Genomic DNA, 13,507 nt, shown 5'->3' with positions numbered 1-13,507 from the left:
CCCGATTGGAATGAGTCGGGAATGGGGCATTTTTCAAAAAATATGTATAATCCGTACATTGCTTAGGGGAGGCGAGATTGCTGAGTCTGCGTAAACTTTCCTACGTATTTATTGTGTTAGGATTACTTTTTATTTTGCTTCCTAAGGCGATGGAATGGAATGAGGATCGGGAACAAAGCAAGCTATTAAAAGCAGCCGAGCTACCATCAGGAAAAGGCGATGCGCTATCGACTCCCAGTCTTACGGACAGCTATGCTCGCTTGTCCACTCGTCTTACAGAAGTTCCGGTTAGTGAAGCACGACAAAATACTTCCCCATCCCCTGCTCCCATGGTAAGCGCTAATGAACAAACTCCCATAGCCACTATTAGTATAAGTCGTATTGCTTTAAAGCTCCCTGTATTGGAAGGCGCAACGAGGATAAATATGAGACACGCGGCTGTACATATGCCGGAAACGGGGACGCTGGGACAAGCGGGGAATGCCGCCATTGCTGCTCATCGAGCCCGTACCTCTGGACGCTTATTTAATCGTCTAAATGAATTGAAGGTCGGGGATAAGATTGTTGTTAACACTCGGGGTAACCAATATGTATATAGCGTTTATAGCCTGAAGGTGGTTGATCCTACGGACGTGTCTGTTCTGAAAAGCTTCAAAAAACAAAAGCTGCTTACACTGATTACATGTGACCCTCTCATAAACCCCACCCATCGTCTCATTGTTCAGGCCAAACTAAACACCTAAAGCTATTTTAAAGCACCTATTTCTATGAGTAAACATAAATCAGGCGGGCCATTCCTGTTCATTACAGAAATACACCCGCCAATGCTCACATCATGATTCAGTTGGATTCTTGGCAATCAGCTTGAAATCATCAAAGTGGAATCCTGGTGCAACCACACAGGTTACCAGCACAGGCTCATCCCCAAGCGGACGTGCCGTTTGCCATACTGCTCCTGGGACGAGTGCTTGTGGATGCTGTCCTGCCTCCACATCCGCACCGACGATAATCACAGTTTCTTCACCAGGCTCTTCTCCGCTTCCACCCAATTTCAACTCTACAGGGCTTCCGCTATGATATAACCACAGCTCATCAGAATGGACCACATGCCACTCGGAGAACTCGCCCGGATGCAGCAAGAAATACGTAGACGAAGCTGCAAAACGCGGGCCGGAATACACATCCGGCAGTACAGGCTTCGGAATTTGGAAATGGGCCTTCCACATCTCTTTGTACCAGCCGCCTTCTGGATGGGGCTCCATGCCCAATGCCGTTACTAGCGGTGAAATAGCTTTCGTCATTGTCTAACCTTCCTTTACCCTAAATTCCTTCTTCCCTACTGTAAAACATAGCGTTGCTTTTGTCACGTTTCTCCCTTGGCATGTCGAGGATCAATAGTTTATGTCAAATTTAATAACATAAAATTACGGATATTTATTCGTTTTCAACATATAAATAACAGTTTACTAGCAAAAAACACACCAAAATACATTACACGTAAAGTTTAGTGACATAAAATCTTGTTTTTTATTGTAAGCTTATAGTATCATGAGAGAAATTTTTAAATTCTAATAGAGCTTGATCATGTCAATCCGTCTACTAAGCTATGTATCCAAGCCTAAAAAGGGGTGAGCTCTCTGATCCAGTTTCGCAATGTCAACAAGCATTACGGTCACTTCCATGTACTCAAAGACATTAATCTTCAGATTAAGGAGGGCGAGGTCGTCGTAATCATCGGTCCCTCCGGCTCGGGTAAAAGCACCCTGCTTCGCTGCATCAATCGTCTGGAAACGATATCGGATGGGGAGCTGATCGTTAACGAGATCCCTGTACACGACAAAAAGATTGATATTAATGCCTTCCGCCGCAATATCGGGATGGTGTTCCAACATTTCAATCTGTATCCCCACAAAAAGGTGATTGAAAACATTGTACTGGCACCTATGAAGGTACTGGGCATCTCGAAAGAAGAAGCTACTCAAACAGCCATCACCTATCTAAAGCGCGTCGGAATCGAAGAAAAGGCACAGAGCTACCCCGCCCAATTGTCCGGTGGACAGCAGCAGCGGGTCGCGATCGCCCGCGGGCTCGCGATGAATCCAAAAATTATGTTGTTTGACGAGCCTACTTCAGCTCTTGATCCCGAAACGATCGGAGAGGTACTGGATGTTATGCGATCGCTCGCCCATCAGGGCATCACAATGGTCATTGTCACTCATGAAATGGGCTTTGCACGTGAAGTGGCGGACCGCGTGATTTTTATGGACAAAGGACAGATTTTGGAAGACAGCCAACCTGCCGAATTTTTTCAGAATCCGGGTGAAGAACGGGCTCGCCTGTTCCTGAGCCGTCTGATTCATCATTAAACAGACTACCAATGTAGCGTAAATCGAAAGGGGAATGTTCTGATGAGAAAAAGATTTCAATGGAGCACTTTGGTGCTGGTAGCTTTATCTTGTCTGCTCGTCTTGGCAGGCTGTGGAGGCAAAGAAGGAGCGGCAACGTCGGGGAATGAGCCGGCAGCAGCCAACGGGCTGGAAGCGATCAAACAGCGTGGCAAACTGGTCGTTGGTGTGAAATACGATACCAAGCTGTTCGGACTGAAAGACCCGGCTAGTGGAAAAGTAGAAGGCTTTGATATCGACATCGCCAAGGCTGTAGCCAAACATATTTTTGGCGATGAAACCAAGCTTGAACTAAAAGAAGTCACGTCCAAAACACGAATCACCTTATTGCAAAACGGGGACATCGACGCCATTATCGCGACGATGACCATTTCGGACGAACGTAAAAAGCAGGTTGATTTCAGCGACGTCTATTTTAACGCCGGGCAATCTCTGCTTGTGAAAAAAGGGAGCCCCATCAAAGGGCTGGAGTCTCTGACCCCGAATACCAAGGTGCTCGCCGTGAAAGGCTCTACTTCCGCCAAAAATATACGTGAAAAAGCACCTGAAGCAACAATATTGGAATTCGAAAACTATCAGGATGCTTTCAACGCACTCAAAGCAGGTAAAGGAGAAGCCTTGACTACTGATAACTCTATTCTGCTCGGCATGCAGCAGCAAGACCCGAATTATACTCTTGTAGGCGGGAACTTCACAGAGGAACCTTACGGCATTGCAGTGAAGAAGGGGCAAACCGAACTGCTACAAGCTATTAATGATACGCTCAAGGAACTGAAAAGCAACGGTGAATACGATAAGCTCCACGAGCAATGGCTTGGGGTTAAACCCGAATAGTATTCTTGTGAAGGAGCCGCGATTGCGAGCTCCTTCCTTTCTTAAGTCTGGATAAGGAGGTAAATTCGCAGATGCTTACTTTTGATATCAACGTACTTTTCGATCATAGCGACCGTTTCAGAGAAGGCTTGCTTCATACCGTTCAAGCTAGTGTCATTGCCTTGATCGGAAGCTTTATTCTGGGGGCTATTATTGCCATCCTCCGAATTGCACCTTTTAAATGGCTGAACTGGATCGGTACCGTCTATGTAGAGGTCATCCGCAATATCCCATTGCTGATCGTCGTACTGTTTTTTTATCTCGGACTTCCTACTTTGGGCATCCCTTTGGACGGATTCGTATCTGGAACGCTCGGATTGACTGTATACACAGCCTCCTTTATTGCTGAAGCCATACGTGCCGGCATTCAATCTGTGCCCAAGGGGCAATTTGAAGCGGCAAGGTCCTCCGGGTTGAGTTACAACCAGACGATGATCAGCATTATTTTACCGCAAGCCATCAAAATTGTACTGCCTGCGATCGGCAACCAATTCATTAATCTGGTCAAAAACTCTTCCGTGCTGGCTATTGTAGCCGGACTGGACCTAATGTATTACTCGGACCTCATTAACTCGGATACCTTCCTGCCCATCACAGTCTACGCCATCACGGCGCTGTTGTATCTTATCTTGACGGTTCCGCTTAGCTTTCTTGTACTATACATGGAACGGCGTCTGTCCAAAACATCCTAAGGAGGGAAGCCCGTATGGATTTCGGTGGATTGTTTGTGTGGCCTAATGTGCGTTTTATACTGGAGGGCTTCCTGCTCACGCTGGAGGTTGCTATTTACTCTATCGTGTTCAGCTTCGCTCTCGGTATCTTATTCGGCATCCTGCGCTATACCCGCTTACCTGTCATTTCACAGGTTGCAGCCTTTATCATTGATCTCATTCGCAATCTTCCATTATTGCTCATTATTTTCTTCATCGGTATGGTTTTACCATCCATTGGAATTTCGATTTCCCTCAAGTGGGCAGCCATTACAGGCCTGTCGATCTTCGAGGGAGCCATGATCGCCGAGATTGTGCGCAGCGGCCTGAATTCGGTCCATAAAGGACAGGTGGAAGCCGCACGTTCCTCCGGTCTAAGCTACTCTCAAACCTTGTGGCATATCATTCTGCCCCAAGCGCTTCGTCGCATGGTGCCCCCGATTGTCAGCCAGTTCATCTCCCTATTCAAGGATACCTCACTGGCTGTCATTATCAGTTTGCCAGAGCTGACGCATAACATTCAGATTGTCGGTGGGCAAAATCAATCCTTTGTCATTCCAGCCCTGCTGTTCGCAGCTTTCCTGTACTTTGCTGTCAATTACAGTATGTCACTGATTGCACGCAGGCTGGAAGTTCGTACACATTAAAGCTCCTGATACTCATTAGGGTTGCCACTAGTTGGAACGCACTGTTAGTACAGCTTGTATCTTTTCAATCAATCGCTTCAACGCTTCTCCCTGATAACGGCCAGACTGATAAATCAACTCTAGTTGACCCTGGATCACGCCGCACAAAATAGGTACAGTGCAAAATTGTGAGCGATCCAATTCTGCCGCAAGGGACTCCGTCTGTAGGGTTACGGCAAGTCCCCCCTGCACCCAGCGCAGGATTGAAGGTATGGAATTTGTCTCCAAGACGGTTGCAAAGGGATACCCGCGATCACGGAAGCACTTCTCAATCAGCTTCCTGCCGGGATGACACTCTGGCTGCATCGCCCAAGGTACATGCCTCAATTCGTCCAGCGTAATGGAAGAACGGTTAGAAAATGCATGATTTACCGGAACAATAAGACAGTAACTCTCCGTGCGAAGAGGAAGCTGGACAAGCCTTTCATCTGTACCGGTATGTAGGGTGATGCCAACATCCACCCGGTTATCCAGCAGCTGTTCTGTTACATCAAATGATGGACGGATGTGCAAACTGATTTTAGGAAATGACTGATGAAAATGGATAAGCATCTCTTGCAATAGCTCCTCCAGCTCTGGTAATGCGATACCAATCCGCAAACTCCCGCGTTGCTCGGTGCGCAACTCCTCAATGGAAGCCTTCGCTTGCTGTAAATCTTTGAGCGCATGTGCACTGTGTTGCAGCAACAATTTCCCGGCATCTGTCATTTTAATTTTCTTGCCTGCACGGTCAAAAAGCGTCATGCCCAATTCCTCTTCCAACGCCTTAATTTGCAAGCTAAGCGTGGGTTGGGAGATTCCAATCTTTTCCGAAGCTTTCGTAAAATGCAGTTCCTCGCAAACGGCAATGAAGTATTGAAGCTGACGTATTTCCGTCTTCCTTCTCTCCCTTCGAGAATCCCCAGAATGATTGCATGAAAAGGTCAAAAGAAGCGCAAAATCGGATCAATCCGGTTCGCGCTTCTTCTTCAGGTTATTGCGCTTTTTTGAGATTATTGGGCTACTTCTGCTTTTTCCGCAGTCAACGTAATATTCGCAAACGTGTCTGCATCATACTCCTTGCCACGGGTAATATCGTAATTGGCTACCCGATTATTCACTGCCTCCAGCGAATAACGGAATAACGTCGGTACGATGGGTGCCTCCTCGCTCATATACGCCTGCCACTGATTGTATATATCTTTACGATAATTGTCGTCAAAGGCTTTCACAGACACCCCTTCCCGCAACAGCTTATCATTCTCTTCACTCGTAAAACGCGAATAGTTAAAGCTGGCTCCGCGTCCATACAGTCCACTAGGGTTTACATCTGTACCTGTACTCCATGCGCCGCCAAAAATATCAATGCCGGGGTCATCCTTCTGCACACGATCATAGAAAGAATTGAACTCAAGCAGACGACCGTCCACCAGCTCGACATGAAGTCCGACATCCTTCCAGTTTTGCAAATAAAACTTTGCCAGCGATTCAGCTGTCGCATCTCCGCTCATTGCCGCATAATGGAGCACCAGTTCCTTGCCCTTAGGGTCCTCACGGTATCCATCTCCATTGGTGTCCACATAGCCTGCCTCGTCCAGCAGCTTTTTCGCCTTGTCCGGGTCATACGTAATGCCCTTTGCATTTATATCATGATATCCCTTAAATGCAGGCGGAATCAGGGATGTTGCTGGAATTCGAAGTCCATGATAGAGCTGCTTGCCAACCTGCTCATTATTCAGCGCATAGCCAAGGGCCTGACGCAATGACTTGTTGGCCAGCTTGGCGTTCGGGTCCATGATATTTAGATTCTTGGCCTGATCGAATTTGCCCATCTTAAAGCCCACATAGCTATAAGATAATTCCTCCTGACCGAGAAACTGTACATTTTTCGGATTGCTGGCCTCATTGTAACGGGTGGTTGGATAGCTGGCCCAGTCAACTTCTCCACTTTTCAGCGCCTCGGTAATGACATTCGGGTTCACCACCTTCAGATGAAGGCCATCCAACTTGGGCTCACCGTGGAAATAATCTTCATTTTTGACGAATTCCACAGATTCACCTGTGACCATAGATTTAATTTTGAAGGGCCCATAGCCAATCGGATTTTTACGGACAGGATCAGATCCAGCCATATCTTTCACGGGGATATTCTGAAAAACCTTTTTCTCCAGTGGTGTAGACCACAGCCCCGATTTCACCGAAGGATTAGGTTCCTTAAAACGAATGGTAACCTCTTTCTCATTCAGCACCTTGATGCCAGAAATGGTTTTGGCCTTACCCGCGTGATAATCCTCCATGCCCACAATGTTGGTCATAAAGCTATCATAACGCGGACCTTCGTAGTCTTTATGACCGATCACTTCATAGGAAAAAGCATAATCCTCCGCCGTTACGGGATTACCATCCGTCCAGTTCAGTTTGGGGTCAATTTTGACAGTCACCGCCTTATTGTCTGGGGAAAAGGAAATCGTCGCCGCCCCTTTATCGTCAATATTTAGATTGGAGTCAATCGAAAACATAGAAGGGTAGAAAAACTGGAAGACTTCAAAATCAGGATTGCCTTCATAAAATACAGGATTCAGAATACCTTCAAAAGGGGTATCAGACACAAGTGCATAATTGATGATGCCACCCTTAATCGGGGCCTTATCGTTCTTGATCGCCTTCGCCAGCGCTGTGGCATTCACCTGTTTGCTGTCGGACCCTGAGCCGCCTGTACCGTCAGACGATTTCCCTCCATTTGAAGCGGAAGGCGAACCGCTGCATGCGGCCAGTGAAAGTACCAAAATTGCAGATAGAACAGGCAGAATTCCTTTTTTCCAGTGTTTAACCATTGTAAATCCCTCCTTGTCATTGTCCTTATCCTTGAACTTCAGTTAACCCAATCGTTGTCTGGCATCCGTGGCGCGTTTGAGCGCCTGGCCAATAAAGTTAATCGCCAGCATTAGCACCAAAATAAGCAGTGAGGCAGGCAACCACATCCACCAGCTATTCTGCAAAACATCCGGGTCATTGGCATAACTCACCAGTGTACCCAAGCTTGGAGTAGATTCCGGTAAGCCAAAGCCGAGATAAGAAAGCCCGGTCTCAATTCCGATATTTCCTGCGAGGCTGAGGGTCAGATTGACGATCACGACCGAGCTAAGATTAGGCAGCACGCCAAACCAGATGATTTTCCAATTGGGTGTGCCAAGGGTTTTGGAAGCCTGCACATAATCTAGTTCGCGCTCCGACAACACCTTGGCCCGGATCAGACGCGCTTTTCCAATCCATAAAAAGGCAGTCATAATGAAAATAAAGGACCCTATGCCGCTTTTGGGTACAATGCTGACAAATACGATGACCAACATCAAAAATGGAAGTACCAGAATAAAATCAATGATCCGCATGATGATGTTATCGACCAGTCCCCCATAAAAACCAGCCAGCAAACCTAACGTTAAGCCAATAGCGGCGGATAACAATGTAATCGTAAAGCCGATGGTGAAGGAATTGCGGGCTCCAATGACCAGCTGACCGAAAATATCCCTGCCCGCTCGGTCTGTACCCAGCCAATGCACTGAGCCGGGAGCTTCACGGATTGCGCCCAAATCCACCGTCGTGACTACATCCTGATTTACAAACAGGACAGAGGCATATATAAAGATCAAGAACAGAATTACAAAGCCAATGGAAACCAAGGCCATTTTGTCACGCACCAGCTCACGACGCAGTACAGACCAACTGGATGGTGATTTACGAATGATTTCCGGCGTGAAGACCTCCTCCACCTGAATAGACACCATAATCCCTCCCTTTCTCTAGACTTGTTCGCTATTCAATTCGAATGCGGGGATCGACCTTGCTTAGGATGACATCAGATAAAAGGGTCCCTAATAGCGCCAAGAAGCCGGAAATCATCACCAGCGCGTTCACGACTGAAAAGTCCCGTTGAGTGATGGACTGGAGAAATAGTTGACCTAACCCTGGATATCCAAAAATAGATTCAAGGAAAATGTTGCCCGCAATTACTCCCGTCAGGTCGTAGCCCAAAAAGGCAGCAATCGGCAATAGAGAGTTTTTGAAAATATGGCGCGAATAAATTTTACCTTCGGGTACCCCTTTGGAACGCGCTGTTTTCACAAAATCCTTTAGTCGTGTGTCAATGACCTCATTACGCAAATACTGAATCGTAGCCGTTGTACTGAGCAACGCGCCTGTAACCGCCGGTAAAATGAGATGATACGACTTGTTCACGTAATATGCCCATGTCCCCGGCTCCACGCCTACATCCACACTGCCGCTGGTTGGAAACCAGCCAAGCCTGAATCCGAATACGTACAGCAGCAACAACGCGAGTATAAATAGAGGTGTCGCAAAGCTGAGATAGGTATAGCCCACTACGGTTTTGTCCAGCAGACTATGCTGATAGCGACCGCTGAGTACGCCGAGCGGAATGGCGATCAGATACGTCAGAACCAGAATTACTACGCCCAGAAAGAACGTATTCCCCAGTCGGCTGCCAATCAGATCGGTAACGCTAATTTTATGTACATAAGATTTGCCCAGATCCCCATGAGCCAGCTGGACGAGCCAGTTCCCATACTGCACCCACACCGGGTCATTCAATCCCAGTCTTTGTCGCTGTTCTTCCAATGCGGCCGGATTCAGATTGGGTGTAGAGGTAATAAGTCCTGTCAGGGCATCCCCTGGCATAGCCTTAGCCAGGAAAAATATAAGTACGCTCAGTGCAAAGAGCTGAGGGATCATAACCAGCAGCCGACGCAGTGTAAATTTCCACATTTCTGTACCCCCCTTATGGTAGCGCGACTTGATGGGATGGACTTACTGATTTTAGTGCAAACGGCTTTCCACTCACGTCTAGATGTTTGGGCAGCTCTGTTTTGTAGGAGGATAAAAGCATTCGCCTTTTTTGGGCATTTTCCAGCCGTTTTGTAGGATCAATATTGGGAATGGTTGCAATGAGGCGCTGGGTATACAGATGCTGTGGACGCTCATAAATGTCTTGCTCGCTCCCCTGCTCCACTAGACGGCCCCGGTACATAATACCGATTTGGTCGCACATATGGCGAATAATGCCCAAGTCATGACTGATGAACAAATACGTCAAATTAAATTCCCGTTGCACATCCTTCATAAAATTAAGCACCTGTGCCTGCACGGAAACGTCCAACGCCGACACCGGCTCATCAGCAATGATCAGCTTGGGGTTTAATGTCAGCGCACGCGCGATCCCAATCCGCTGCCGTTGCCCCCCGGAAAATTCATGCGGATATTTGTAGGCTGCATCGGCGTTCAAGCCGACCTTTTCCAGCAACGTCTGTACTTTCCTCCGTTCTTCCTCACTGCTCAGCCTTTCAAAATTTCGCAGCGGTTCAGCAATGACATCCAATACGCGCTTGCGCGGGTTGAGCGAAGAGTAGGGGTCCTGAAAAATCATCTGAATGTCTCTACGCAGCGGATGACGGTTGTTACGGCTCAGAGCCGCAAGGTCCTTTCCCTTAAAAAGAATCCGTCCGCTCGTCAGCTTATTTAGACCGATAATCGTCCTGCCTGTCGTCGTTTTTCCACAGCCGGATTCTCCCACCAGCCCGTATGTCTGGCCTGCCTCAATGCTGATCGACACGCCATCCACTGCTTTCACCTGATCGACGACACGCTGGAAGAAACCACCGCGCACCGGATAGTGGACCCTCAAATCATTTAACTCCAGTAGTGCCATGAGCAGCTTCCCCCTTTGCCTCGTCTTCAAAATGAAAATGCTGGTAACATGTACAACGGACCCAATGTCCAGGGGAAATTTCATTTAGTTGGGGATGGTCTTCATGCACTCTCTGCTGAATCCAGGGAATACGCGGAGCAAAGCGGCAGCTATTGCGGGGGATATCTTGTAATGAGGGAACAATGCCGCCGATGACATGCAGTGATTCCCCCTTGGTATGCGATCCCGGCATGGAAGCAAGCAAAGAACGCGTATACGGATGCTGTGGATGCCTGAATAATTCAAAAACATCAGCGCTCTCCACGATTTCTCCGGCATACATGACCACCACGCGGTCAGCTACTTCTGCCACAACACCAAGATCGTGCGTAATCAGGATAATTCCACTTCCGGTCTCCTGTTGAAGCTGTTTGAGCAAGTCGAGAATTTGCGATTGGATCGTTACATCGAGCGCAGTAGTTGGTTCATCTGCGATAATAAGAGAAGGTCGACAAGCTATGGCAATCGCGATCATCACACGCTGACGCATCCCTCCTGACAGTTCATGCGGATACTGATCGTACACACGCACAGGATTCGGTATATCTACGCTTTCCAGCAGCTCCAGCACACGTTCCCTTTTTTGCTTCGTAGATAGTGACGTATGATAATCAAGATTTTCCTCAATCTGCTTGCCAATGCTCATCAATGGGTTGAGTGCTGTCAGCGGGTCCTGAAAGATCATGCCAATGCCCGCTCCGCGGATTTTATTCATTTGCCCTGAAGAAAGGCGGTTAAGGTCCGTACCTTTAAAAAGGACCTCTCCCTCTACACGTGTGCGTTCCATGTCATGCAGTTGTGCGATCGAAAGCGCCAGCGCGCTTTTGCCACAGCCGGATTCTCCGACTACAGCCAGCACTTCATTGGGGTTGACCGTCAGATCTAGATGGTCGACTGCGGGGTGATATTGATCCTTGATGCGAAAAGATACGGATAATCCTTTAATTTCCAACACGGGTTCGGTATTCAATGCGCGCTTCCTCCATTCTCCATGGTCTTGTCCCGCTTATTCTCACCATGTTTGATGTTTAAAACCTCTCATGAACATTACATACCGTTTTTGTCGGAATAATTTGAATACATCCTATCACCAGTATATGGATATATCAATTAAGATTATGCTATCAACATCATTTAAAAAATCAATGATCCAGCAGTAGCGCGGCCTTTCTGGCACAAAATGTAATGAAATAACCAACCACAGGTTAATTTTCATTACAAAAAAAAGTCGCCTGATCCCTCTGCAGGGACCAAACGACTAACTAATACCAGCTCACATTGAGCTTCTGGCGATAATTAAGAAGCCGCTCCATAGGAGCCAGACTTGAACGTTCTAGGATCGTACCATTTGTAGCCTGCTGCCGGAGCAGACCAAGGCTCAGGCTGCGGTTCTGTGGAAGCCGCAGGCTCCTCGAATGGCAGAAGCTTCGTGGGTTGATCCAGAGTCAAGCCTGCCACATCAGACAATTTCGTGTAGTCCTGCTTCCATGCAAGCCATTGGACCGTTTGTACCAGGAAGGTGGAATCATCCACTTCCTTGAAACCATCATATGTCTTCTTCGACTGTCCGTTTTCCTCACGCACATATTTCGGTGTAGCATCTTCTACAGGGGAAGAATCACCGATGAACGCTGCCTTGCCTTGACCTACCTTGGAGATAGCAGCATAAGGTCCTTCCGCACGGCCCCCGCCGTTATAAACTCCCTGGTCTACCGCATTCCCCCATTTTTTCGTGCCTGAAGGGATATAAGCAATGCCTTTAGCCTTGGTAGGATCAATAATAGCCAGCGTAGATCCTGCATGCATTGCAATCGAGCGCACACCCTTAGTAATGCCGAAAGATTGATCTGCGGCTACAATGTCGGTAGCATTCACATCGCCAAGCGCATTGTAACGGAAACGAACGCCAAAGTTGGTCGCCAGCCAATCGGAGCTTGTTAATCCTTGCATCGCCGGTGATGCAGCTTCTTCTGCAGTCATGCCTTTGGCCGGATTAGTATAGGCTCCACGACGGTAGCCATTCATAACCTCGGAGGAATCCCAACGGTTTTTGTTACGGTCCGCATTATAATGATCGGAGATGAAGAAGACGCTCCCCCCGTTATTCACGTATTGCAGCAGGGCAGCCTGCTCAGATGCCTTAAAGGCAACATTCGCTTCACCAATAATGAACACATCATATTGGCGCAGCTTGTCATATGTTATGGCCTGCTCTCCATAAGTAAAAGGAATGGGACGGTTCAATTGGTCTACCGTAAAGCCTACATTACGCAGTCCATTGGCAAAGTCGGAGAAGGCGCCTTCAATGACCCAATCTGCTGCACCAGCGGTCTGTGCGTGCGTATTATCGAACAGCACCTTTTTGCCTTTTCCATCCGGCAATGTAGTACCAGGTTGACCCGGGTTGCCAGGTTCACCTGGTTCACCCGGCTCGCTTCCGTTCACAAGTTCAACAGCGCTTGGGCTTTTCACTCCACCAAAATTATTGTAGGCGCCGAGTGTACCCGTCACACGAATTTTGCTGCCGATCAGCTCAGGATGGCCTGATAGCCCATATTGCCCTCTGTACGCTGAAGTCAGCTGTACATCCAACAGATTAGACGTATTACGTTCATTTGCCTGATCGGCAATCAGTACGTTAAAATCATTCGCGAACGGAGAAGAAAAGTTAGCCGTTTTCGATCCGGTAGCATGTCCGACGATGTAACCTTCCACCGTCACCGTACCTCCACTGCTTTGGCGCTGAAGTGCTTCAGCTACTGTCAAGGCTCCGTCCGCCTTGACCTGACCGAATGGAACGAGGATCCCAATCAGCAGTGATACGATCGCTGCTAGATGCAACATCCCTTTTAAGCGTGAAGCTGTGAATCGCAAGCCTTTTACCATACGTCAATATCCCTCCTATGATTTCCATAAATATACTTGTCCTTTATCAGATTAGCCGCCAATCTTCTAATTCCTTCCTGGTTTCATCCATAATTATGTAAATTTTAATCTTTTTTATTGGAAACGCACCTGCTTATGTAAAAATTAAACCTGTGATTGACACCGAGCACGGCATACATTACGCTAAGAAAGACATGTAGAACGTTA

13 protein-coding genes are annotated in these 13,507 nt (G+C 47.6%); 5 read left to right on the top strand and 8 right to left on the bottom strand.

Annotated features, from left to right (window positions below; translation table 11 throughout):
• The first annotated feature begins 77 nt into the window (after window positions 1–77).
• A complete protein-coding gene (locus KAI36_RS02070) occupies window positions 78–743 on the top strand; it encodes a class D sortase (protein ID WP_220026787.1) in 666 nt (221 codons plus the stop codon).
• Between the two features lie 90 nt (window positions 744–833).
• Here KAI36_RS02070 and KAI36_RS02065 read toward each other — a convergent pair whose 3' ends face one another.
• Window positions 834–1,301 (bottom strand): cupin domain-containing protein, encoded by a 468-nt coding sequence (locus tag KAI36_RS02065; RefSeq protein ID WP_013308442.1) that lies wholly within the window; start codon window positions 1,299–1,301, stop codon window positions 834–836.
• 327 nt (window positions 1,302–1,628) lie between these two features.
• On the opposite strand from KAI36_RS02065, the gene KAI36_RS02060 reads away from it, so the two are divergent.
• The 4 genes from KAI36_RS02060 to KAI36_RS02045 all read left to right on the top strand — a co-directional run bounded on the left by KAI36_RS02060 (window position 1,629) and on the right by KAI36_RS02045 (window position 4,635).
• Window positions 1,629–2,366 (top strand): amino acid ABC transporter ATP-binding protein, encoded by a 738-nt coding sequence (locus KAI36_RS02060; RefSeq protein WP_029514673.1) that lies wholly within the window; start codon window positions 1,629–1,631, stop codon window positions 2,364–2,366.
• Between the two features lie 42 nt (window positions 2,367–2,408).
• Window positions 2,409–3,239: a transporter substrate-binding domain-containing protein gene (locus tag KAI36_RS02055; RefSeq protein WP_220026786.1), complete on the top strand. Its 831-nt coding sequence runs from the start codon at window positions 2,409–2,411 to the stop codon at window positions 3,237–3,239.
• A 71-nt stretch (window positions 3,240–3,310) separates the two neighbouring features.
• A complete protein-coding gene (locus KAI36_RS02050; RefSeq protein ID WP_023986681.1) occupies window positions 3,311–3,970 on the top strand; it encodes an amino acid ABC transporter permease in 660 nt (219 codons plus the stop codon).
• 14 nt (window positions 3,971–3,984) lie between these two features.
• Window positions 3,985–4,635, top strand: a complete 651-nt coding sequence (locus tag KAI36_RS02045; RefSeq protein WP_025723851.1) for an amino acid ABC transporter permease — start codon at window positions 3,985–3,987, stop codon at window positions 4,633–4,635.
• Window positions 4,636–4,662: 27 nt separating this feature from the next.
• Here the strand turns inward: KAI36_RS02045 and KAI36_RS02040 are convergent, their stop codons facing one another.
• From KAI36_RS02040 to KAI36_RS02010, 7 genes are all read right to left on the bottom strand, one after another.
• Entirely contained in the window at window positions 4,663–5,601 is a 939-nt protein-coding gene (locus KAI36_RS02040; RefSeq protein ID WP_258382233.1) for a LysR family transcriptional regulator, read from the bottom strand.
• Between the two features lie 65 nt (window positions 5,602–5,666).
• Window positions 5,667–7,487 (bottom strand): oligopeptide ABC transporter substrate-binding protein, encoded by a 1,821-nt coding sequence (opp4A, locus tag KAI36_RS02035; RefSeq protein ID WP_220026785.1) that lies wholly within the window; start codon window positions 7,485–7,487, stop codon window positions 5,667–5,669.
• A gap of 42 nt (window positions 7,488–7,529) precedes the next feature.
• A complete protein-coding gene (locus KAI36_RS02030; RefSeq protein WP_023986676.1) occupies window positions 7,530–8,438 on the bottom strand; it encodes an ABC transporter permease in 909 nt (302 codons plus the stop codon).
• A gap of 28 nt (window positions 8,439–8,466) precedes the next feature.
• The gene (opp4B, locus tag KAI36_RS02025; protein WP_103046713.1) at window positions 8,467–9,435 is read right to left on the bottom strand and encodes an oligopeptide ABC transporter permease; all 969 of its coding nucleotides are present in this window, start codon (window positions 9,433–9,435) and stop codon (window positions 8,467–8,469) included.
• A gap of 13 nt (window positions 9,436–9,448) precedes the next feature.
• Window positions 9,449–10,375 carry an ABC transporter ATP-binding protein gene (locus tag KAI36_RS02020; RefSeq protein WP_025723847.1) on the bottom strand — a complete coding sequence of 309 codons (927 nt, stop codon included), beginning with the start codon at window positions 10,373–10,375 and terminating at the stop codon, window positions 9,449–9,451.
• Window positions 10,353–11,384, bottom strand: a complete 1,032-nt coding sequence (locus tag KAI36_RS02015) for an ABC transporter ATP-binding protein (RefSeq protein WP_220026784.1) — start codon at window positions 11,382–11,384, stop codon at window positions 10,353–10,355. The genes KAI36_RS02020 and KAI36_RS02015 overlap by 23 nt, the downstream gene beginning before the upstream one ends.
• 326 nt (window positions 11,385–11,710) lie before the next feature.
• Complete coding sequence (locus KAI36_RS02010) at window positions 11,711–13,300, bottom strand: DUF6359 domain-containing protein (protein ID WP_220026783.1); 1,590 nt, start codon at window positions 13,298–13,300, stop codon at window positions 11,711–11,713.
• Window positions 13,301–13,507: the final 207 nt, after the last annotated feature.

Source organism: Paenibacillus sp. S02 (assembly GCF_019454065.1).
Taxonomy (GTDB): domain Bacteria; phylum Bacillota; class Bacilli; order Paenibacillales; family Paenibacillaceae; genus Paenibacillus; species Paenibacillus polymyxa_B.
This window is presented reverse-complemented; position numbering and strand designations above follow the sequence as displayed.

Bases quoted from the DNA above. Each gene is read 5' to 3' on its own strand.
- KAI36_RS02065 (WP_013308442.1), bottom strand. From the start codon at position 1,301: ATGACGAAAGCTATTTCACCGCTAGTAACGGCATTGGGCATGGAGCCC.
- KAI36_RS02055 (WP_220026786.1), top strand. From the start codon at position 2,409: ATGAGAAAAAGATTTCAATGGAGCACTTTGGTGCTGGTAGCTTTATCT.
- KAI36_RS02050 (WP_023986681.1), top strand. From the start codon at position 3,311: ATGCTTACTTTTGATATCAACGTACTTTTCGATCATAGCGACCGTTTC.
- KAI36_RS02045 (WP_025723851.1), top strand. From the start codon at position 3,985: ATGGATTTCGGTGGATTGTTTGTGTGGCCTAATGTGCGTTTTATACTG.
- opp4A (WP_220026785.1), bottom strand. From the start codon at position 7,487: ATGGTTAAACACTGGAAAAAAGGAATTCTGCCTGTTCTATCTGCAATT.
- KAI36_RS02030 (WP_023986676.1), bottom strand. From the start codon at position 8,438: ATGGTGTCTATTCAGGTGGAGGAGGTCTTCACGCCGGAAATCATTCGT.
- opp4B (WP_103046713.1), bottom strand. From the start codon at position 9,435: ATGTGGAAATTTACACTGCGTCGGCTGCTGGTTATGATCCCTCAGCTC.
- KAI36_RS02020 (WP_025723847.1), bottom strand. From the start codon at position 10,375: ATGGCACTACTGGAGTTAAATGATTTGAGGGTCCACTATCCGGTGCGC.
- KAI36_RS02010 (WP_220026783.1), bottom strand. From the start codon at position 13,300: ATGGTAAAAGGCTTGCGATTCACAGCTTCACGCTTAAAAGGGATGTTG.